Consider the following 20,002-nt stretch of genomic DNA (forward strand, 5'->3'; position numbering starts at 1 on the left):
CGCGCCCCATGCGCACCGTGAACCCCCTGGCTAGGGTCGGTCCCCATGCAGCACACGAAGATCGTCCGCCGCCCGATGGCTGAACGCAGGCGCGACACCTTGGAACGGCTCCGTACCGAGCGGGACGTATGGGTGTCGACGGCTCATCCCGAACACGGCCCGCACCAAGTCCCGTTGTGGTTCTCCTGGGACGGGCGTGCCGTGTGGATGTGCACCGCCGCCGGTTCCGCGACCGCACGGAACGTCCGCACCGAGCCCCGCGTACGTCTCGGCCTGCCGGACACCTTCGACGTGGTCCTCCTCCAGGGCGAGGCGGAGTGCTTCGCGGACCAGGAGGTGCCCGAGGACGCGGCGGAGGCGTTCGCCGGGAAGTTCGGCTGGGATCCGCGCACGGAGGAGAAGCCCTTCCTGTACCTGCGCGTGGCCCCGAAGACCGTACGCGCATGGCGCGGCGGAACCGAACTGCCCGGCAGAGTCATCATGCGCGACGGTACGTGGCTGGAGTAGCGGCCGCCGTACCGCACGGGCCGCCCGTACGTCCCGCGCCGGCACCCACCGCGAGGAGGCCCTCCAGTCATGAGCCGCGCTCCGTACGACGACTCCACCGCCCGCCAGGACGCGCGGACATCCCCGCGTACGAGGAACTGCGGGTACCGTTGGACGGCGGCGACCTGACCGTGCCGCGCCGGCCGGCCGCCGACCCGGGCGCGCCGGTGGTGCTGGCACTGCACGGCATCACCGCCAACGGCCTGATGTGGGCCCGGGTCGCCCACCACCTGGCCGGACGGGTCACACTCGTCGCGCCCGACCTGCGCGGCCGGGGGCCGCAGCGCACCACTGCCCGGCCCGTACGGCATCGCCGCGCACGCCGATGACGTGGCCGCGGTCGTGGCCGCGCTGGACCTGGGGCGCGTGGTGCTCACCGGCCACTCCATGGGCGCCTTCACGGCGGCGCTGACCGCGGTACGCCACCCGGACCTGTTCTCCGCGCTGCTGCTGGTGGACGGGGGCGTGGGCTTCCCGGTCCCGGGCGGCCTACCGCACCTTCTGGCAGCGGCACCGGGCCTTCGTCGATGCCTGGTCGCCGTGGGTGGACGCCTGCATCCGGCGTGACCTGGTGGGCGAGGAACCGGAGTTGCGGTCCTCCTGCCGGATCGAGGCGGTCCGCACCGACGGCATCGACCAGCTGGGCCAGGAGGTGTCGGGCGCCGTCCACGTCGGGTGCCCGGCACCAACCACTACACGATCGTCGTCGGTGACGAGGGTGCCCGGGCGGTGGCCCGTCAGCTGCTGACGGCGGCGGGGGTGGCGGAGGCGGCGGACGGCGAGGGATAGGCGGATCGCGTTCAAGTTCCAGACCGGAACGCAGGGGGTCCACCTGCCGGAGAGGTACGGCCGGGCGATCCGCGAACCCCTGCGGCGACGAGGTGTCCGCGCCGTGATTCCTGTTCCGGCGGACCAGCGCGGCCTACGCCGACGCCGGGGCAGCAGAGGGGGCAGGCCACCGGCCCAGCCCACTCGCAGTCCAAACGAGCGAATAGATGATCCCTTGGATAATCGATTATTGCTGATACAGTCGATTCGTACTCGCCCAAGGACGTCCTCGGCTGCACCATGGCCGGTCACACCCTCGGACGCGCGGTGCTGACCGCCACGGCCGAAACACCCGCCTGACAGCGCCACCCGACACCCCGGAGACATCCCGCCATGCACCTTCACACCCTTCCCGACGCCGGCCGACCCGGTGACGGCCTGATGGACCTGGACACCGTCCGCGCCGTCAGCCGCGCCGTCACCACCGCCCACCTGTTCATCTATCTCGCCCCCGAGGCCGCCGAGGAGGCGGCCGAACTCGGCGTGACCGACACCGGGCCGGCATATCTGGCCTTCCGGTCGGCCGCGATGGGCGCGGTTCCGTGGCAGGTCACGCTCGCGGCCTTCTACAACTTCAGCCCGCGGGCGGCGCGGGCCATGGCGGGCGTATGGGACGCCGCGCCGCCCGAGCAGTGGCAGGCCGCCCGCTTCCGGGCCGCCGGACGGGCGATGCGGCGCGTCGACGTACATCTCACCGGCGAGCACATCGCCGAGGCGCGCTCGCTGATCGACCCGGTCGTCGCCGGTGCCGACTACGCCGGCAAGGTGCTGGCCGCCGCGAACGCCTCGGTCGCACTTCCGCCCGATCCTCTCGTCGCACTCTGGCAGCAGATCACGGTGGCGCGCGAGTGGCGCGGCGACGCACATCTCGTCGTACTCGCCGACAACGACCTCGGGCCGTGCGACTGCCTCGTCCTGCACACCGCGACCGGCCGCCTTCCAACAGCCCTCGCGCGAGCTACCCGGCAGTGGGACGACGAGGAGTGGAACGCGGCGACGGCACGCCTCGTCGCACGCGGCTGGCTCGACTCCGACTCCCTGCTCACCGACGCCGGCAGCGCGGCACGCGAGCGCATCGAAGCGGAAACGGACGAGCACTGCGCCGCGCTGTGGGCACCGATCGGCACCGCAGGCGCCCGCCGCTTCGCCTCGCTCATCGCACCGATCGCCAACGCGTTCACCGCAGCGCCGCTTCACCCATCCACCAAGGCGGTGCCCCCGCCCCGCTCGCGGCCCCGAGTCCGGGCAGATGGCGCAGTGCAGTGAGGAGCAGTGCAGTGAGGAGACGACGGACGGGGGACTCCGGGATGTGGGCGGCGATCGCCGGGGGCGTCAGCCGGACGGGACCGGCGGCTGGTCCGCCGCGGGCCGTACCGCGGCACCCTCCGGCTCCACCGCGGCCAGGTCGCGGCCGCGCGTCTCCCGGGCGGCGGCCACGGCGACCACGGTGATCAGGGCGGCCAGGCCGACGTACACCGAGATCGGGGCGGAGGAGCCGTACGAGCCGAGCAGTGCCGTCGCGATCAGCGGGGCCGGGGCGCCGGCCGCCACCGAGGAGAGCTGCGCGCCGATGGAGGCACCGGTGTACCGCATCCGGGTGGCGAACAACTCGGAGAAGAAGGCCGCCTGCGGGGCGTACATGGCGCTGTGGAAGACCAGGCCGACGGTGACGGCGAGGACGAGCGCGGGGAAGGACTTCGTGTCCAGCAGACCGAAGAAGGCCCAGGACCACGCCCCGACGCCGACCGCGCCCACCAGATAGACCGGCTTGCGCCCGACCTTGTCGGACAGCGCGCCGAACAGCGGGATGAGGCAGAACTGCACGGCCGAGCCGATCAGTACCGCGTTCAGCGCCGTCTGCTTGCCGATGCCGAGATGCTCCACGCAGTAGGTGAGGACGAAGGCGGTGATCACGTAGTACGAGATGTTCTCGGCCATCCGGGCGCCCATCGCGACCAGCACGTCCCGCCAGTGGCTGCGCAGTACCTCGACGAACGGCAGCCGCTCGGCCTGCTGTTCGGTCTTGCGCCGCTCGGCCTTGGCCAGCGCCTGCCGGAACAGCGGGGACTCGTCGACGGACAGCCGGATCCACAGACCGATCATGACCAGCACGGCCGACAGCAGGAAGGGCACCCGCCAGCCCCACGAGTCGAAGGCGTCGTCGCTCAGCACGGTGGTCATCAGGGAGAGAACTCCCACGGCGACCAGATTGCCGGCGGGCGCGCCGCCCTGCGGCCAGGAAGCCCAGAACCCGCGTCTCCGGGCGTCCCCGTGCTCGGACACCAGCAGAACGGCTCCGCCCCACTCACCGCCGAGGGCGAAACCCTGAACGAGCCGCAGCGTGGTGAGCAGCAGGGGAGCGGCGACGCCGATCGTGTCGTAGCCGGGGACACAGCCGATCAGGGCGGTGGAGCCGCCCATCATCAGCAGACTGACCACCAGGAGCTTCTTGCGGCCGAGCCGGTCGCCGTAGTGGCCGAAGACCACCGCACCGATCGGACGGGCGGCGAAGCCGATGGCGTAGGTGAGGAAGGAGAGCAGCGTACCGGTCAGCGGATCGGTCCCGGGGAAGAAGACCCGGCCGAAGACCAGGGCGGCGGCGGAACCGTAGAGGAAATAGTCGTACCACTCGACGGTGGTCCCGATGAGACTGGCGGCGACGATGCGCTTGAGGTGGGGCGGGGCCGGCGGAGCGGCTGCGGGCGACGACATCGGCACCACTTCCTGGCGTGTGACGGGGACGACTGTGTGTCGCCACACCGTAGGAACGCGCAGGTGAGCGGCGTATGTGATGGGACACCATAGTTTCGGGCCGGAGAGTGCGCGTGCCCACCATGGGGGACGCGGAGAGCCGCACGAACGGCACGGTGACGGCTTTCGCGGGGCGGTGAAGGAGGGGGCCGAGTTGCCCTGGTCGGGCATGTCAGGGAAGGCCCGTGCCGACGTTCACCACCGCGCTGTCAGTTCACGGAACTTGGGGCAGGTGACGATGTCTTCCGCGCCGCATTGCAGGGCGTGCTCCAGGAGTTGGGTGGCGTGGCGGAGATCGACCATGCGTTGCTCGATCTCGGTGATCTTGGCGCGGATCATCGCCTGCCGGTGCGGCTGGGCGCGCTGGAAGTCCTTGATCTCGCGCAGGGTCAGTCCCGCGTGCTGGTACTTGCGCAGCACCACGATCCGCTCGGCCGCCTCCGGAGCGTAGCGCCGCTGTCCGCTCAGGCGTTCGGGCGCGGGCAGCAGGCCGTGACGTTCCCAGAAGCGGATGGCCGACGCGGGCACTCCGGTGACTTTGGACAGTTGCCCGATCGTCATGGCCATCGTCCCGGCCCTCTCGTCCTTCTCCGCCCGGCCACGGCCGGGTATTTGACTTGAACCTTAGTTCAAGTTGAAGGGTGGTCGGCACGAGGGCAGCGGCGGACGAGCCGCCGTCGCCGACCGATTCCAGGAGGACGTCATGAGCGATGCACAGGGGAAGAAGGAGCGGGCCGACCAGTTGGTCGAGGCCGCCGAGGGGCTCTTCACGGCGGGGGTGATGTCCCACTCCGGGCACGCCAACCTGAGCGCCCGGCTCGACGACGACAGCTTCCTGCTGACCCCCGGATTCGTCCGCGGGCTGCGGCCCGAGGACCTGGCGGCCGTCAGCCTGGACAGGCAGGTACTCGCCGGACGACTGCGGTCGGTGAGCGCCGAGATCATCGCCATGCACAGCACCGTCTACCGCGCCCGACCGCAGGTGGGGGCCGTCATCCACACGCACTCGCCCGCCGCGACGGCCTTCGCCGTGGCCCACCGGCCGCTGCCGTGCCGCACCGAGCCGATGCTGCGCTTCGGACAGGCCGAGGACGTCCCGGTGGTCCCATGGGGGCCGCGCGGGTCGGACGTGTCGGTCCGCGGCATGGCCGAGATCCTGGAGCGCCGCCCCACGACGGCCGCGGTGCTGCTCGCCAACCACGGCCTGCTGGTGTTCGGCCCGGACTCGGCGGCCGCCGCCCACCTCCTGGTGGCCGTCGAGGAGAGCGCCGAGGCGGAACTCGCCGCCGCGGCGATCGGCGGGGCCGTCGACTTCCCCGAAGGCGCAGTGGAAGCCGTACGGGCCGCGATCGCGCGGGTGGCGTCATGACGGACGTGACGACGGGGACGGACGTGACGACGGGGACGGAGGTGCCGGCCGCGCCGGACGCGCTGTCGGCGGCGGACGACACGGCGGCCGGGCGCGCCGAGGCGGTACGGGAACGCTACCGGACGACCCTGGGGGCCGTCCCGGGCGGTGTGCAGGCCCGGCTGCGGCTGGCCCAGGACTTCGGGCGGCTCCCCACCGAAGAGGCGATCGCGGCCTTGCGCCACATCGTCCTGACCGACAACCCGCTGGGGGCACGGGTGCAGCAGCTCGTCCACTTCGGCCAGCTCCTGGCGCTGGGCCGGGCCGGTCCCGCCCGCATCCACGCCCAAGGCGCGCTGCACGCGGGCGCGAGGGTCGCCGAACTGATCGGAGTCGCCGAGACCGCGCTCATCACGGCGGGCGTACCGGCCTACGCGCTCGGCACCGAGATCGTCGCCGGGCTCCTGTCGGCCGAGGAGGGCAAGGATGGTGAGGACGGCAGGGGCGGCAGGGACGGCGGCGGCGATGACGGTGACGACGCCGGAGGCCGCCCCCGGCCGGCGGGGCAACTGCGCGCGGACTAGGGCCGCGTCCGCGTCCTTGCGCGAGAGGAGACCTGGCGAAGCATCTTCGCCGGGCTGCTCCCGGTGATCCGGAGGTCCTGTTCCGGCTCGGCCAGGGGCAGCAGACGGACGGTCCATGACGCGCGGCCTCCACGCCGCCGCCACCAGCCCGGCCGCCACCAGCCCGGCCGCCACCAGCCCGGCCGCCACCAGCCCGGCCGCCACCAGCGCGGCCGGGCGCCGGCACGGTCTCGCCGCAGCGCGGTCACGACGGGGTGTGCGGGTCCGCCCGCCCCCGGCGGGGCGTTCTGTGCCTCTTCCCGCGCCTGGCTGAGCAGGCGTCCGCAGGACGGCACCTCGTCGCCGGTGAGCGCGTCGCCCGCCCGCCCGGCCCGCCGGTACGCGACGGTCCGGCAGGCCGCCGCGACGGCTTCACCGGCAGCCGCGGCCACCGGTCACTGCCGGCCCGCCCTGGCGCGCTGTGCTTCCTGTGCGGCTGTCGTCCGTCGGGTCCGGCGGCGTCGCTGCTCGTCCACGCCGACGACGGGTGCCGCGAGCAGGAGTTCGCGGGTGTAGGGATGCTGTGGGCTGCGCGTGATGTGCTCGGCGGGCCCCGTCTCGACGATGTCGCCGTGGTGCAGGACGCTGACGCGGTGGCTCATGCAGCGGACGACGGACAGGTCGTGCGAGATGAAGAGGTAGGCGACGGCGGTCGTGTCCTGGATCTCCAGGAGCAGGTCCATGATGGTGCGCTGGGTGGTGAGATCGAGGGCCGAGACCGGCTCGTCGCACACGATGAGACGAGGGCCGAGAGCCAGGGCGCGGGCGATGGCGATGCGCTGGCGCTGGCCGCCGGAGAACTCCCGGGGCAGTCGGTGGGCGGCGTCCTCGGGAAGGTGGACGCGGCCCAGCAGTTCACGGATGCGGGCGCGGGCTTCGGCGGATGTGTGACCGTGGGCGGTGAGCGGTTCCGCGAGGGTGTCACCGATGGTGCGCGCGGGGTTCAACGAGGTGTACGGGTCCTGGAAGATGACCTGGAGGTCTCGGCTCAGGGCACGACGCCGGGCGCGGCCGGCGGTGTCGAGACGGTGCCCGTCGAGGGTGATCGTGCCGGAGTCCAGGGGGACGAGGCCGAGGACGGCGCGGCCGATCGTGGTCTTGCCGGAGCCTGACTCGCCGACGAGGCCGAGGGTTTCACCGGGGCGGATGTCGAGGTCGACGCCGTTGAGAACCTGGGTGCGGGCAGCGCGCCGGCCCTTGCCGGGGAAGGAGACGCGGACGTCGCGGCAGGAGAGCAGTACGTCGTCGGCCGTGGCGCGCCCGGGTTCCGGAGAGGCGGAGGCGGTGGTGTTCATCGGGCGTGGCTCCTCGCGTGGGGTGGCTGCCATGCGGGCCGGGCGGGAGCGTCGTCCAGGACGGCGTCGAGCAGCTTGCGGGTGTAGGGGTGCCGCGGCGCGCCGAGCAGGGTGGCGGCGGGGCCGGTCTCGACGATGGTGCCGTCGCTCATGACGGCCACCCGGTCGCACAGGTCGGCGACGACACCGAGGTTGTGGGTGACGAGGAGGACACCGAGGGACCGCTCCTGCTGGAGCCGGCGCAGCAGGTCGAGTATCCCGGCCTGCACGCGGACGTCGAGGGCGGTGGTGGGTTCGTCGGCGATGAGGAGCTTCGGGTCGCACGACATGGCCCCGGCGATCAGGACGCGTTGGGCCATGCCGCCGGAGATTTCATGGGGGTAGCGGCGGGCCGCGTGGGCGGGGTCGTGGATCTCGACCATGCGCAGCAGTTCCTCGGCACGGGCCGCCGCCTGTCTGCGGGTCAGGCCCAGCACCGTACGCAGGGGCTCTGCCAGCTGACTGCCGATGGTGAACGCGGGGTCGAGATTGCTCATGGGCTCCTGCGGCACGTACGCGAGGGTGGTGCCGCGCAGGGCTCGGCGGTCGCGCTCGCCAAGGCCGGTCACCTCGCGGCCGTCGACGCGGACGCTGCCCCGGGTGATCCGGCCCTCGGCAGGCAGCAGGCCCAGGGCCGCGAAGGCCGTCTGGGTCTTGCCGGAGCCCGACTCGCCGACCAGGCCGACGATTTCGCCGGGGCGGACGTCGAGGTCGACACCGTGCACGACTTCCTTCTCGGTGCCGTCGGGCCGGGGGTAGGAGACGGCGAGGCCGCGCACGGACAGCAACTGCGCCCTGCCCTCGTCGGACGTGCCGCTGCCCACGGACGTCTTCGGGGGCACCGGTCGGCGGCGCGTGCGGGGAGGCGGGGCGGAGTGATCCTCCAGCGCGTCACGCAGGGCGCCGGCGAGCAGGACGAGAGCGCTGCTGGTCAGCGCGAGCGCCAGGCCGGGCCACAGCAGCAGCAGGGGGCTGCGCTGGATGTTCTGGAACGCCTCGTTGAGCATGGCACCCCAGGTGGCGGTGGACCCGCTGCCCACGCCGAGGAATTCGAGCCCGGCCTGCAGGCCGATGGCGATACCGGCGACCAGGGCGGTCTGGATGACGATCGGGCCGCGCACCACCGTGAAGACGTGCCGGGCCACGATCCGGGTGTCGGACAGGCCGGAGATACGGGCGGCGTCCACGTACAGTTCGCCGCGCACGTCGGCCACGATGCCGCGGACCAGGCGGTAGAAACCGGGCGCGACCAGCACGCCCAGGACGATCATCAGGACCCACACGTCGGGGCCGAGGATGGCACGCGAGGCGAGCAGGACGACCATGGCGGGCAGCGCCATGACGAGGTTGACGAGCCAGCCCGCGACGGCGTCGAAGCGTCCCCCGTAGTAGCCGGCGTACAGGCCGGTGGGAACACCCAGCAGCACGGCGACGGCGAGGGCGATGAGCGCTCCGCCCAGGGTGTTGCGTCCGCCGTAGAGGATGCGGGCGAGGATGTCCCGCCCGGCGGAGTCGGTGCCCAGCAGGTGCCCGGCGCCGGGATGGGCGAAGGCGTCGGCCAGGACCGCGTCGCCGGGACCCTGGGAGGTCAGCAGCGGGGCCAGGGCGACCGCGGTCACCAGGAGTGCCAGGACGGCCAGTGACACGGCGCCGAGCGGATCGCGGACCACGCGGCCGAGGGTCCGGCCCCGGGGCGGGGCCTGGGTGCCCCCGGTGGCAGGGGCGAGGGGCGGGGTCTGGCTCATGCCACTCTCGCCTTCGGGTTGAGCCAGCCGATCAGGATGTCGACGGCCAGGTTGATCAGGACGACGCCGACCACGGTGAACATGACCAGCGCCATGATCACGGGGATGTCGCCGCGGGTGGTGTAGGAGACGGTCATACTGCCGATGCCCGGCAGGCCGAAGATCTGTTCCACGAGTACCGCGCCGCCGAGCAGGCCGACGAACTGCGTGCCGAGCAGGGAGAGCGCGGGCGCGGCGGCGTTGCGCAGGACGTGCTTGAAGACGATGCGCCGGGCGGACAGGCCGCGGGCCCGCAGGGTGCGGACGTAGTCCTGGCGCAGCACGTCGATGACCGCGCCGCGCACCTGCTGGCAGACACCCGCGACGGAGGCGACGGACAGCGAGACGACCGGGAGGGTGATGGTGGAGAGCCAGCCGCCGGGTGACTCGGTGAACGGTGTGTAGCCGATGGCGGGGAACCAGTCGAGTTCGACGCCGAAGACCAGGACGAGGACGAGGGTCACCAGGAAGCCGGGCACGGCGTACCCGGCCACGGCCAGGATCTGCACGGCGCGGTCGACCGCGCCCCGGCGGACCCCCGCCCACACGCCCAGCAGGAGCGAGACCAGCGCGGTGACGAGGGTGACACCGAGCACCAGGCTCAGGGTGACGGGCAGCCGGTTGGCGATCGCCTGGGTGACGTCCTCGCTGGTGAACCAGGAGACGCCGAAGTCTCCGCGCACGGCGTGCGTGACCCAGTCGGCGTACTGCGCCGGCACCGGTCTGTCCAGGCCGAGTGCGGCGTTCTTGGCGTCGACGGCGGACTGCGCGGCGCCGTCGCCGAGCAGTTGGCGCCCGACATCGGTGTCGGGGACGGAGAGGAGCAGGTAGGAAAGGAAGGAGATGACGAACAGCAGGACGACTCCTGCGCCGATTCTCCGGACGACGAAAGTCAGCATGGTTCACGTTTCCAAGTCCGACGGCCCTTCAGGCCGGAATGTGCGTGTCCCGCGTGTGGCGGACGGGCCACGTGGGGCGCCCCCATGGGCGGCCGCGGGGCGCGGGTCGCGCGGTGAGGGGCCGCCGTTGGCGGGCGGCCGGTGCGAGCGACCCTGACCCCAGAACCAACCACGCGGTAGGTTTTGCGGTGAGGCTTTTGAGCACGTGGTGGATGCGCCGCCACCGCGGGCGTGGTCCGACCCGTCCGGACCCGTCCGCCCGCACCGCTGGAGGCCCCTCTTGCCCGTACCGACTCCCATGCCCGTACCGACTCCTTCGAAGGGCGAGCGCACGCGCGCACGCATCCTGGACGCGGCCGCCCAGAGGTTCGCCCGGTCCGGCTTCAACGCGCCCTCCCTGCGGGAGATCGCGGCCCAGGCCGGCATGACACACGCCGGCCTGCTCCACCACTTCTCGGGAAAGGAGGAACTCCCGCTGGAACTGCCGGCCCGCCGTGACCGCGAGGACCTCGCCCAGCTCTTCCCGCAGGCCGTGGACCAAGGGACCGCGGCCGTGGACGAAGAGACCGGGGCCGTGGACGAAGGGACCGGGGCCGTGGACGAAGAGACCGCGGCGCTGGAACCGGCACAACTGCTCCAGCGCGTCGTCGACCTCGTCGAACGCAACAGGCGTATGCCGCACATGGTGGGCCTGTTCTCCAGGGTGGCCGCGGAGGCGGCCTCCCCCGAACACCCCGCGCACGACTGCTTCGTCGCCCGCTACCGGCTGCTGCGCCGGGAGCTGACGCGTCTGGTGGAGGCGCTGTGGCGGGAGGCGGACCCGCCGGTGGCGACAGCCGACCCGGACGCTGTCGCCCAGCAACTGCCGGCCCTGCTGGACGGGCTGCAGATCCAGTGGTCGCTGGAGCCGGAGGCGGTCTCGATGCGGGATCAGGTGATCGCCTTCCTCACCCATCACGGTCTCTGCCCCGAGGAAGGCGATGACGCGGTCACGGTGTGAGGGCCTTGCGCACGGCGGTCGCCGCGCTCTGGTGACCGGTGGCGTTGGGGTGGAATCCGGCGGCCGTGTCGGTCGCCCTGGGCTCGATCCATCGCACGCCGTCGGGCTCGCAGGCGTCATGCCCGATCGAGGGGCCGTAGAGGTCCACGTAGGTGGCGTCGTAGACGTCGGCCTGCTCGGCGAGCATGGAGTCGAGTTCCTTCTCCTTGTCCCGGAACCAGGGGAAGTCACCGGTGGCGAAGGGGATCAGGTCGCGGCAGGCACTGCCGTCGTCGGGAACGATCGCCGGGTAGCCGACAAGCAGCACGGTGGCCTGCGGGGAACGGCGGTGGATCTCCTTGAGCACCGCTTCGACCCTGGGCGCCGTGGCGTTGATGAGCCGGCGGATGCCGTCCTGGCCCAGCACGGTGTAACTCGCCTTGCAGGGAGCCGCGTTCGGCGCGAGGTTCGCCAGGATCACGCAGCGTGTGATGGTGCCGGTGAGGTCGAGGTCGTTGCCGCCGATGCCGAGGGTCACCAGCGTGGTGTCGGGGCGCAGCGCGTCCAGCTGGGCGGGTGCCGAGCCCTGCCGCTGGGTCATGTCCTGCGTGGTCGCCCCCGCGCAGGTCACGTCGGTGAAGGACGCGGCCCCCAGGGACTGGGCGACGAGATGGGGGTAATCGCTGCTGGAGCGCCCGCAGTTGAGATCGGTCTGCTCGGGGATGCCCAGCCCGGAGCTGTAGGAGTCGCCCAGTGCGACGTAGCGCACCGGCTCCCCGGCCGCCGGGTGGGCCGGGCGCCCCTGCGCGCCGGCCGGTGTGGCCGGCGCGGTGACGGCCGCCGTGGCCAGGGCCGCCGCGAGTGCGGCGCGGACCGCCCCGGCGTGGCGGCGTCCGGTCGCCGGTGCGGTGGGCGGCGCCGGAGTGGGCGAGTGGTGCAGCGTCATTGCCGTACCCCTTCTGCGGAAGGACCTCGGTACTGCGCGGCACCGTGCCGCACAGCGAAAACCGTATGGTGTGCGGTTTCCGTCGTCAATGAACTGAACGCGACGGTCTCCCTTGACAGTGAAAACCGATCACTTTACGTTTTTCGTGTTCGGACCGTCGAACACCACCGATCACCGAGGCGGGGCGCATGACTGCAGACCACACCGTCGAGCCGGAGCTGTCCGTGGCCCAGAAAGCGGCGCTGACCAGCGGGGAGGGCGACTTCGTCACCGCTTCGGCACCCGGCGTCGCGGCCGTGCGCATGTCGGACGGACCCCATGGACTGCGCCTGCCGCGGGAGGCCGGGGACGGAGGGCAGGCGGACCTGCGCAGCGCGGCGCCCGCGACCTGCTTCCCGCCCGCTGTGGCACTGGGCAGCAGCTGGGACCCCGCCCTGGCCGAGCGGGTGGCGGGAGCGCTCGCCGCGGAGTCGCGTGCCTTCGGCGTCCATGTCGTCCTCGGGCCCGGCATCAACATCAAGCGCTCGCCCCGGTGCGGACGCAACTTCGAGTACTTCTCCGAAGACCCGCTGATCAGCGCCGAGATGGGCGGCGCCATGGTACGCGGACTCCAGCGAGCGGGTGTGGGCGCGGCGTTGAAGCACTACGCGGCCAACAACCAGGAGACGGACCGGATGCGCGTCAGCGCCGACGTCGACGAGCGAGCCCTGCGTGAGATCTATCTGCGCGCCTTCGAACGGATCGTCCGGCGCGAGCGGCCCTGGTCGGTGATGGCCTCCTACAACTCGCTCAACGGCGTCCCGCTGTGCGAGAACGAACTCCTGCTGACGACCATCCTGCGCGGCGAATGGGGTTTCGACGGCGTGGTGATGTCCGACTGGGGCGCCGTACGGGACCGTGTCGCCGCCCTGCGCGCCGGTCTCGACCTCCAGATGCCGGGCACCGGCGGACGCGGTGACCGGCAGGTCGCCGCCGCCGTCGAGGACGGCACGCTCCGCGCCGGCGTGCTCGACGAGGCCGTGCGCCGTCTGTCGCTCTTCGCCTGCCGGGCGACCGCCTGCGACGCAAGCACCACCACCCCCGCCGAGGACCTGTTCGACCGCCATCATGAGCTGGCCCGCGAGGCGGCCGAACGCTCCGTCGTCCTGCTCAAGAACGACCACGACCTGCTGCCCCTCAGCAGCACGGCCGGCAGCGTGGCGGTGATCGGCGAACTCGCCCGCACCCCCCGATACCAGGGCGCCGGAAGTTCCCAGGTCACCCCGACCCGTCTCGACGTACCCCTGGACGAACTGCGCCGACGGGCCGAGGGCGCCACCGTGTGTTTCGCCCCCGGATACCGGCTGCCGGGCGGACCCGGACCCGACGCCGAGGGTGACGAGCCGGTGCGGGAAGCCGAGGAACTGGCGGCCGGCTGCGACACCGTGCTGCTGTTCCTGGGCCTTCCCGCCGAGGACGAGTCCGAAGGCTTCGACCGCGACCACATCGACCTGCCCGCCGCCCAGCTCGCCCTGCTGGACCGCGTCGTACGGGCCAACCCCCGTGTCGTGGTCGTGCTGTCCAACGGGGGCGCGGTCGGCACCGCCGCCTGGCACGAGCGGGTGCCCGCCCTGCTGGAGGCATGGCTGCCGGGCCAGGCCGGCGGCAGCGCGCTCGCCCGTGTGCTGTTCGGTGAGGTCAGCCCGAGCGGCCGGCTCACCGAAACGCTCCCGCTGCGCCTGGAGGAGGTCCCCTCCCATCTGTCGTTCCCCGGCGAGGAAGGGCATGTCCGCTACGGCGAAGGCGTGTTCGTCGGCTACCGGGGGTTCGACGCGCGCCGCAGCCCGGTCGCCTTCTGCTTCGGACACGGCCTGACCTACACCACCTTCGAGTACGGCCACCTCGACGCGGCCTGGAACGACGACCGGTCCGCGCTCGACGTCACCGTCACCGTCACCAACACCGGACGGCGCGCCGGCCGTGAGGTGGTCCAGGTGTACACGCACGGCCCCGACGACTCGCGCGTCGCACGCCCGGAGCGCGAACTGCGCGGTTTCGCCGGCGTGGAACTCGCACCCGGCGAGCGGCGCCGGGTGAGCATCACCCTGGACCGCTCCGACCTGGCGTACTACAGCGGCAGGGAAGGCGGCTGGCACGTCGAGGGCGGCCGGTACCGGATCGACGTCGGTGCCTCCTCGCGCGACATCCGCCGGTCGGTCCACGTGACCGTGGCGGGAGACGCGACGACCGTACCGTTGACAGGCCGTTCGACCCTGGCCGAATGGCTCTCCCACCCGGTCGGCGGGCCCCTGCTGAGCGAGGCGCTCGGGGGTGGCGGCGACAGCGGGCCAGGAGTGTTCGGCGATCCCCGAGTGCGCAGGTTCCTGGCCGATGTCCCGCTCGACGTGATCGCCGGATTCCCGCTTCTCCCGCTCGGCACCGAGGACGTCGCCGCACTCGCGGCCGAGGCGGCCGGCCAGGACGCGAACGGCACCGCCGCACAGAAAGAGGGGTGAGACGGCGGCGGCCGATGCGGGCGTGCACCTGGCGAAGCCCGGCCGCCGAGGCGACCGGACACCGCGCGCCTGTACCACGCCCGCGCCCCGCCTCTGACCACAGCAGCCCAACTTGCGTACGTCACTGCCCAGTTCGCCCCCCCGGGCCCCCGTGTGTCCGCCGGAGGACTCCTCAGACCTCCAGGAGCGCCATGACGTCGTCGGCGGCCTGTCGCATGTCCACCGAGCGGTCCACCAGCCACTGCAACTGGATCCCGTCGACCACCGCGATGAGCAGGACCGCCAGCCGCTCGGCGGGGACGATGCCCGTACGGATCGTGCCCGTGTCCATCCTGCTCCTCAGCGACGCCACGACCTGCTCGCGCAGCACCGGGTAGCGGCGCGCGAAATGCGCGTGGGCCGGATGCGCGGGATCGCTCGCGGCGGCCGCCATGGAGACGAACAACTCCACCAGTCCCGGCGTGCCGGAGCCCTCCTTGATGATCTCCCGGTAACTCAGTGACGCGCCGCGCTCCTCCTGGCGCGCGTGCGCGGCCTCGTCGCGCATCCGCAGCACCTGGGTGAGCAGGTCCTCCTTGGAGTCGAAGTAGTGCATCAGCCCGGGCAGGCTGATGGCGCAGCGGGCCGCGACCTTGCGCAGCGAGGTGCCCCGGTAGCCCTCGTCCGCGAAGACCTCCAAGGCGGCCCGGAGAATCTCCTTGCGCTTGGCCTCGCCCTTCCCGTACGGGCCACGCTTCGCCATGCGCGCCGCCTCAGCACGCGGCCGCGGGCGGCACCAGCGGCAGGCGGCCGGCGCGGGCCAGGGCGCCCAGCCAGCGGGCGGACGGCTTGGGCGTACGGGCGAAGGTCACGGGATCGACGCCGATGAGCCCGAAGGTGGGCTTGAAGGTGCCCCACTCGTAGTTGTCCAGGGCGCTCCAGTGGAAGTAGCCGCGCACGTCGGCACCCTGCTCGATCAGCCGGGCCAGCGAGGCCAGCGCCCGGTGCGTGTAGGCGATGCGCCGGGTGTCGTCGCCGGTCGCGATGCCGTTCTCGGTGACGATGACCGGCACATGCGCCCCGACCGTCCCGACGGTGTGCGTGACCGCCTCGGCGAGCGCGTCGGGGTACACCTCCCAACCGGTCAGTGTGGTCGGCGCACCCTCGGGCACGGGCAGCGGCCCGTCCGGTCCGACACGGTGCCGGGTGTACGCCTGCACACCGACCCAGTCGTCGTCACGGGCGGCTTCGAGGAAGACGTCCTCGCGCGGGTGGGCGTAAGCGGCCGCGGCCTCCTCGGCCCCCGGCTCGGCCTGGTAGACCTGATTGGCGATCGTCCAGCCCGCTTTGAGACCCGCCTCGCGCAGCAGCGCGCCGGCGCGGCGGTGCGCCTCGGTCAGCGCCGCCGTCACCACCGCGTCCGGTTCCACCCGCGCCGGGTCGAAGGCCGCCGCGCCGCTCTCACGGCCCGCGCCGAGTGCCTGCCACCCGTACTCGGAGGCGAGCCGCCGCAGCGCGTACATCAACGACAGCATGTTCGGTTCGTTGATCGTCGCCACCTGCTCCACGCCCTCGCCCACGGCCTCCAGCGCCGTACGCGTGTACGCGGCGAACGCCTCTGGCGCGTCCCCGTGGTGCCAGCCGCCGCGGTCGCTGAACCAGCGGGGCGAGGTGAAGTGGTGCAGCGTCACCAGGGGGGTGAGGCCGCGCTCGACGGCACCGCGCACCATGGACCGGTAGTGGGCCAGCGCGGCGCGGGAGATCCGTCCGGGTTCCGGTTCGATCCGCGCCCATTCGACGCTGAAACGGTAGGCGTTGAAGCCGAGTTCGCTCAGCAGGTCCATGTCCTCGGGCCAGCGGTGATAGCTGTCGGCGGCGTCCCCGCTCGGCTCGGCGACGAAGGTGCCGGGAGTGTGCTCCAGCGCCCACCAGTCGCTCGCCGTGTTGTTGCCCTCGACCTGATGGGCCGAGGTCGCGGCTCCCATCAGGAAGCCGTCGGGCACAGCGAGTTCGGACCCGGTCGGGGGCGTCATGCGTCACTCCTTCATGTCACCGGCGAGGCGGAAGAGCCCCACCACAAAAAGCGTTCATTGATCGGTTTTCGTGTTAGCGTACACACCGCGCCGGTCCGGGCGGAAGGGGTGACGCGGGGGAGGACCCGAGCCCGGAGGGGCGCGCCGCCCAGGGGCCCGACCGCCGTACCTGACGTTCCGGCCGGGGGCCCCTGGGCCCGGCCGGACCGGGGAGGACCACTCGATGCATGTCATCCCGGCCATCGCGGCCGCCACCGCCGCCTCCACGGGCGGCCTTCCGGTGGACGGCCCGTGGCGCATCACGGCCGATCCGTCCCTCCAGCAGGTCGCGGACGTCCTGCGGGACCTGCTCGCGCCGCACCTCGGGGACCGGATCGCGCCGCCGGGCGGCGCGGGGCGGACGCTGCGACTGACGCGGCAAAGCCCGCCGCCGCCCGCCCGGCAGGCCGTCGGCACCGCCCCCACCGGGGCGGCGGAGCCACCGGACGAGAGCTACGAGGTGACCGTGGACGAAGGAGGGATCACCTGCCGCGCCCGCACCGGGGCCGGAGCCTTCAGGGCCGCGACGACGGCCGCCCAGATGCTGCTGACCACCCCGCCGGGCGGGATGCTCGCGCACCGGCGCGTACGGGACGCGCCGCACTTCGCCTGGCGCGGCCTGATGCTCGACCCGGCACGCACCTTCCTGGCCCCGGCCGACCTGCGCCGGCTCATCGACGTAGCGGCCCTGTACAAGTTCAACGTCCTGCACCTGCACCTCACCGACAACGAAGGCTGGCGCCTCGAAGTCCCGCCGCTGCCGCAGCTCACCGGCCGGCACGAGTCCTCGTCCCGGCACCACTACACCGTCGACGACTACGCCGCACTGCAGGAGTACGCCGCCCTGCGGCACCTGACCCTGGTCCCGGAGATCGACCTGCCGGGCCACTGCGCGCCGCTGCGTGCGGTGGTGCCCGGCCTGCCCGGCTCACCGGCCCCGCCCGGGCTGACCGGCCGGTTCCCCTTCGTCTCCCCGCTGGACCTGACCGACCCCGCCACCCGGGACACGGTCGCCGCCGTGCTGGCGGACGTCTGCGCGCGTACGCGGGGCCCCTTCGTGCACATCGGCGGCGACGAGGCGTTCGGGGTGACGCACGAGAACTTCGCGGCCTCCGTCGGTGTCCTGCGGGCGCTGGTGCGCGAGTCCGGCAAGATCCCGATCGCCTGGCAGGAGGCGTCCCGTGCCGGTGTCGAGCCCGGGGAGGTGTTCCAGCACTGGGTGGATGTGCCCATGATGGACCTGCCGGACACCGCCGAGGCGCTCGCCGGCCGGCCCGAACTGACAGCGGCCGGCTTCAGCGTGGAACTGATCGCGGCCCTCAAAGGGTTCTTCGCCCCCTGCGACCGGGACGTGGCCCGCGTCCTGGCCGGCGGCGGGCGCGTGCTGCTCTCCCCGCAGTCCCATCTCTACCTCGACCGGCCCTACGCGGCCGACATCACCCCGCCCGCCGCCGTGCCTCGCCGGACGCCTCTCGGCTTCCCCGGATACCGCCCCCGCGGCGTCGAGCACACCGCGTCCTGGGACCCGGCACAGCACGGCGTCCCGGACGAGCGGATCGCCGGCGTCGAGGCGACCCTGTTCGCCGAGCGGCTGGGCGGATTCGACGACGTGAGCACGCTGCTGCTGCCGAGGCTCCCCTCGGTGGCGGAAGCGGCCTGGAACGGACGGGCACCCCACTGGCCGGCCCACCGGCGGCGACTTGGCGCACACGCCCGATGGTGGCGGCAGCGCGCCCTGGCCTTCTTCCCCGCCACCGACGTCCCCTGGCGGTGACCGCGTGCGTGAGGCCCGGCGGAATCCGCTTCCGCCGGGCCCCACGGCTCAGGGGAGCGGCGAGGTCAGGAAGCGGGACTGTAGTCGTAGAGGGAGGGGACGCCCATGCCGGCCTGCGGTACGGCCTTGACGCCCTGGCCGGTCACCAGGGTGTACGTCATGCGGTAGAACGGCACGAACCAGCCCTCCTGGACCAGATGGCGGTTCAGCTCCCGGCCGGCGGCGGCCGACTGGTCCGGGGTGCCGCTCCGCATCCCGCCCAGCAGCTTCCGCACGGTGGCGTCGGTGGAGCCGAACATGTTGAACGTTCCCGGGGTGACCAGATCCTGAGCGGTCACCCAGGCGTTCGACGACTGCCCGATGTTCATGACCATCGCCGAGTACGCGCGGTCCCGGTAGATCTTCCGCACGGCGCTGCCCGCGTCGAGCTGGTCCCATTTCACCGTGATGCCGACCTTCTTCAGGTCGGTGGCGATCGACGAGGCCAGGGCGTCGTTCACGATGGCGGACACCCGCGGCAGCGTGAGGGTGAATCCCTTCCCGTATCCGGCCTCGCCGAGCAGTCGCTGCGCCTTGGCCGGGTCGTGCGAGTAGTACGCGTCCAGGTTCTTGTCGTAGGCCGTGGTGTCCGGGCCGAAGATCTGGTCGGTGCTCTCGCCCCGGCCCTGCCTGATCTCGTCGAGCATCGTCCGGCGGTCCAGCGCGTAGTTGAGCGCCTGGCGCACCTTGGGCACGCGCAGCGCGGGCGTGCGCACCCCGCCGCGGTCGAAGAGGAGCAGCCCCTGGAAGTCGAAGGCGGTGTCCGTCTTGTGCAGCCGGGTGTCGGAGGCGAGGGACTGCTGCTGGTCGGCGTCCTGGACGACGGCGCTGTCGATCTGCCCGGTGCGCAGCCCGTTGACGATGGCGGTCTCGTTGTCGAACACGCTGATGGTCAGCGTCGCGAAGGGCAGGGCCTTGCCCCAGTAGTCCTTCTTGCGGGTGAACACGTACTTGTTGCCCACGGCCGTGCGGGACTTGTCCAGGGTGTAGGGGCCGGTGCCGACCGGGGTGGTCTTCAGCGAGCCTCCGTCCAGCTCGGCCGGGGCGGCCATCAGGCCGGCGGCGTCGCTCAGGTAGAACAGCAGCGCCGGGTCCGGGGCCGAGAGGTCCAGCTCGACGTGCGAGGCGTCCACGACCTTCACGCTCTTGAGCACGTCCAGGTACTTGGCGCCGCCTCCACCACCACCCTTGAAGTGCTCCAGATCGGCCTTGACCGCCTTGGCGTCGAACGCCGATCCGTCGCTGAACCGCACGCCCTCGCGCAGGGTGAGCGAGAGCCGGGTGCGGTCCTTGCTGTAGGCCCACTTGGTCGCCAGCATGGGCTGGAAACCGCCGTCGGGCGTCCGCTTGATCAGGGTGTCGTAGACCGCCTGGAAGTACGGCAGCGCACCTCCGATCGCATCGGCGGGATCCAGGCTCTGCGCGCTGGTCATCGTGGCGATGTCCAGCTCCGCCGTGCCGGCCGACGCGCCGCCCCCGCCGGCGCAGCCGGTGAGCACCAGGGCGCCCGCGACAGCGGCCGCCGTCAAGGCTCCCGGCCGAGTGATGTACGTCTTCATGCTCTCTCCGTCTGGAGGGGGCCGGACCCCGCGGGCGCCGGCGCGC

The 20,002-nt window shown here is 72.4% G+C and carries 18 protein-coding genes and 2 pseudogenes; 11 read left to right on the forward strand and 9 right to left on the reverse strand.

The window, feature by feature from the left end:
* The first annotated feature begins 45 nt into the window (after positions 1 to 45).
* The 6 genes and pseudogenes from ABZ858_RS06705 (at position 46) to ABZ858_RS06730 (ending at position 2,640) form a co-directional block, all read left to right on the forward strand.
* Positions 46 to 507: a pyridoxamine 5'-phosphate oxidase family protein gene (locus ABZ858_RS06705; RefSeq protein WP_361373400.1), complete on the forward strand. Its 462-nt coding sequence runs from the start codon at positions 46 to 48 to the stop codon at positions 505 to 507.
* A 149-nt stretch (positions 508 to 656) separates the two neighbouring features.
* Complete coding sequence (locus tag ABZ858_RS06710; RefSeq protein ID WP_361373402.1) at positions 657 to 875, forward strand: alpha/beta fold hydrolase; 219 nt, start codon at positions 657 to 659, stop codon at positions 873 to 875.
* The gene (locus ABZ858_RS06715; RefSeq protein ID WP_361373724.1) at positions 838 to 1,113 is read left to right on the forward strand and encodes an alpha/beta fold hydrolase; all 276 of its coding nucleotides are present in this window, start codon (positions 838 to 840) and stop codon (positions 1,111 to 1,113) included. The genes ABZ858_RS06710 and ABZ858_RS06715 overlap by 38 nt, the downstream gene beginning before the upstream one ends.
* A 283-nt stretch (positions 1,114 to 1,396) precedes the next feature.
* A pseudogene (locus ABZ858_RS06720) lies at positions 1,397 to 1,510 on the forward strand (IS5/IS1182 family transposase); the annotation flags it as partial.
* Between the two features lie 89 nt (positions 1,511 to 1,599).
* A pseudogene (locus ABZ858_RS06725) lies at positions 1,600 to 1,674 on the forward strand (YbhB/YbcL family Raf kinase inhibitor-like protein); the annotation flags it as partial.
* A 33-nt stretch (positions 1,675 to 1,707) separates the two neighbouring features.
* Positions 1,708 to 2,640 carry a hypothetical protein gene (locus ABZ858_RS06730; protein ID WP_361373404.1) on the forward strand — a complete coding sequence of 311 codons (933 nt, stop codon included), beginning with the start codon at positions 1,708 to 1,710 and terminating at the stop codon, positions 2,638 to 2,640.
* 66 nt (positions 2,641 to 2,706) lie between these two features.
* On the opposite strand, the gene ABZ858_RS06735 is transcribed toward ABZ858_RS06730, so the two are convergent.
* Together ABZ858_RS06735 and ABZ858_RS06740 are read right to left on the reverse strand one after the other, a co-directional pair.
* Positions 2,707 to 4,086 carry an MFS transporter gene (locus ABZ858_RS06735; protein WP_361373406.1) on the reverse strand — a complete coding sequence of 460 codons (1,380 nt, stop codon included), beginning with the start codon at positions 4,084 to 4,086 and terminating at the stop codon, positions 2,707 to 2,709.
* Positions 4,087 to 4,320: 234 nt separating this feature from the next.
* Positions 4,321 to 4,686 carry a MerR family transcriptional regulator gene (locus ABZ858_RS06740; RefSeq protein ID WP_361373408.1) on the reverse strand — a complete coding sequence of 122 codons (366 nt, stop codon included), beginning with the start codon at positions 4,684 to 4,686 and terminating at the stop codon, positions 4,321 to 4,323.
* 142 nt (positions 4,687 to 4,828) lie between these two features.
* On the opposite strand from ABZ858_RS06740, the gene ABZ858_RS06745 reads away from it, so the two are divergent.
* Positions 4,829 to 5,494: a class II aldolase/adducin family protein gene (locus ABZ858_RS06745; protein WP_361373410.1), complete on the forward strand. Its 666-nt coding sequence runs from the start codon at positions 4,829 to 4,831 to the stop codon at positions 5,492 to 5,494.
* Positions 5,491 to 6,057: a carboxymuconolactone decarboxylase family protein gene (locus ABZ858_RS06750; RefSeq protein WP_361373412.1), complete on the forward strand. Its 567-nt coding sequence runs from the start codon at positions 5,491 to 5,493 to the stop codon at positions 6,055 to 6,057. The genes ABZ858_RS06745 and ABZ858_RS06750 overlap by 4 nt, the downstream gene beginning before the upstream one ends.
* A 434-nt stretch (positions 6,058 to 6,491) precedes the next feature.
* Here the strand turns inward: ABZ858_RS06750 and ABZ858_RS06755 are convergent, their stop codons facing one another.
* Genes ABZ858_RS06755 through ABZ858_RS06765 form a run of 3 tightly spaced genes read right to left on the reverse strand, consistent with a single transcriptional unit; the run spans position 6,492 to position 10,113 of the window.
* Complete coding sequence (locus tag ABZ858_RS06755; protein WP_361373414.1) at positions 6,492 to 7,391, reverse strand: ATP-binding cassette domain-containing protein; 900 nt, start codon at positions 7,389 to 7,391, stop codon at positions 6,492 to 6,494.
* Positions 7,388 to 9,175, reverse strand: coding sequence for a dipeptide/oligopeptide/nickel ABC transporter permease/ATP-binding protein (locus ABZ858_RS06760; RefSeq protein WP_361373416.1), 1,788 nt, complete (start codon positions 9,173 to 9,175; stop codon positions 7,388 to 7,390). The genes ABZ858_RS06755 and ABZ858_RS06760 overlap by 4 nt, the downstream gene beginning before the upstream one ends.
* Positions 9,172 to 10,113, reverse strand: coding sequence for an ABC transporter permease (locus ABZ858_RS06765; protein WP_361373418.1), 942 nt, complete (start codon positions 10,111 to 10,113; stop codon positions 9,172 to 9,174). Before ABZ858_RS06765 ends, ABZ858_RS06760 begins: the two co-directional genes overlap by 4 nt.
* A 280-nt stretch (positions 10,114 to 10,393) precedes the next feature.
* Between ABZ858_RS06765 and ABZ858_RS06770 the strand changes: the two genes are divergently transcribed.
* Entirely contained in the window at positions 10,394 to 11,113 is a 720-nt protein-coding gene (locus ABZ858_RS06770) for a helix-turn-helix domain-containing protein (RefSeq protein ID WP_361373420.1), read from the forward strand.
* Here the strand turns inward: ABZ858_RS06770 and ABZ858_RS06775 are convergent.
* Complete coding sequence (locus ABZ858_RS06775; RefSeq protein WP_361373422.1) at positions 11,103 to 12,038, reverse strand: SGNH/GDSL hydrolase family protein; 936 nt, start codon at positions 12,036 to 12,038, stop codon at positions 11,103 to 11,105. The two genes, ABZ858_RS06770 and ABZ858_RS06775, sit on opposite strands and share 11 nt — an antisense overlap.
* A gap of 188 nt (positions 12,039 to 12,226) precedes the next feature.
* On the opposite strand from ABZ858_RS06775, the gene ABZ858_RS06780 reads away from it, so the two are divergent.
* Complete coding sequence (locus ABZ858_RS06780) at positions 12,227 to 14,533, forward strand: glycoside hydrolase family 3 C-terminal domain-containing protein (protein WP_361373424.1); 2,307 nt, start codon at positions 12,227 to 12,229, stop codon at positions 14,531 to 14,533.
* Positions 14,534 to 14,705: 172 nt separating this feature from the next.
* Here the strand turns inward: ABZ858_RS06780 and ABZ858_RS06785 are convergent, their stop codons facing one another.
* Together ABZ858_RS06785 and ABZ858_RS06790 are read right to left on the reverse strand one after the other, a co-directional pair.
* Positions 14,706 to 15,275, reverse strand: a complete 570-nt coding sequence (locus tag ABZ858_RS06785; RefSeq protein ID WP_361373426.1) for a helix-turn-helix domain-containing protein — start codon at positions 15,273 to 15,275, stop codon at positions 14,706 to 14,708.
* Positions 15,276 to 15,285: 10 nt separating this feature from the next.
* The gene (locus ABZ858_RS06790; RefSeq protein WP_361373428.1) at positions 15,286 to 16,545 is read right to left on the reverse strand and encodes a family 1 glycosylhydrolase; all 1,260 of its coding nucleotides are present in this window, start codon (positions 16,543 to 16,545) and stop codon (positions 15,286 to 15,288) included.
* A gap of 223 nt (positions 16,546 to 16,768) precedes the next feature.
* Here ABZ858_RS06790 and ABZ858_RS06795 point away from each other — a divergent pair, with 223 nt between their 5' ends.
* Positions 16,769 to 18,358: a family 20 glycosylhydrolase gene (locus ABZ858_RS06795; RefSeq protein ID WP_361373430.1), complete on the forward strand. Its 1,590-nt coding sequence runs from the start codon at positions 16,769 to 16,771 to the stop codon at positions 18,356 to 18,358.
* Between the two features lie 65 nt (positions 18,359 to 18,423).
* Here ABZ858_RS06795 and ABZ858_RS06800 read toward each other — a convergent pair whose 3' ends face one another.
* Entirely contained in the window at positions 18,424 to 19,956 is a 1,533-nt protein-coding gene (locus ABZ858_RS06800; RefSeq protein ID WP_361373432.1) for an ABC transporter substrate-binding protein, read from the reverse strand.
* Positions 19,957 to 20,002 lie beyond the last annotated feature (46 nt).

The sequence above is a fragment of the Streptomyces sp. NPDC047017 genome, assembly GCF_040644175.1.
Classification (GTDB): domain Bacteria; phylum Actinomycetota; class Actinomycetes; order Streptomycetales; family Streptomycetaceae; genus Streptomyces.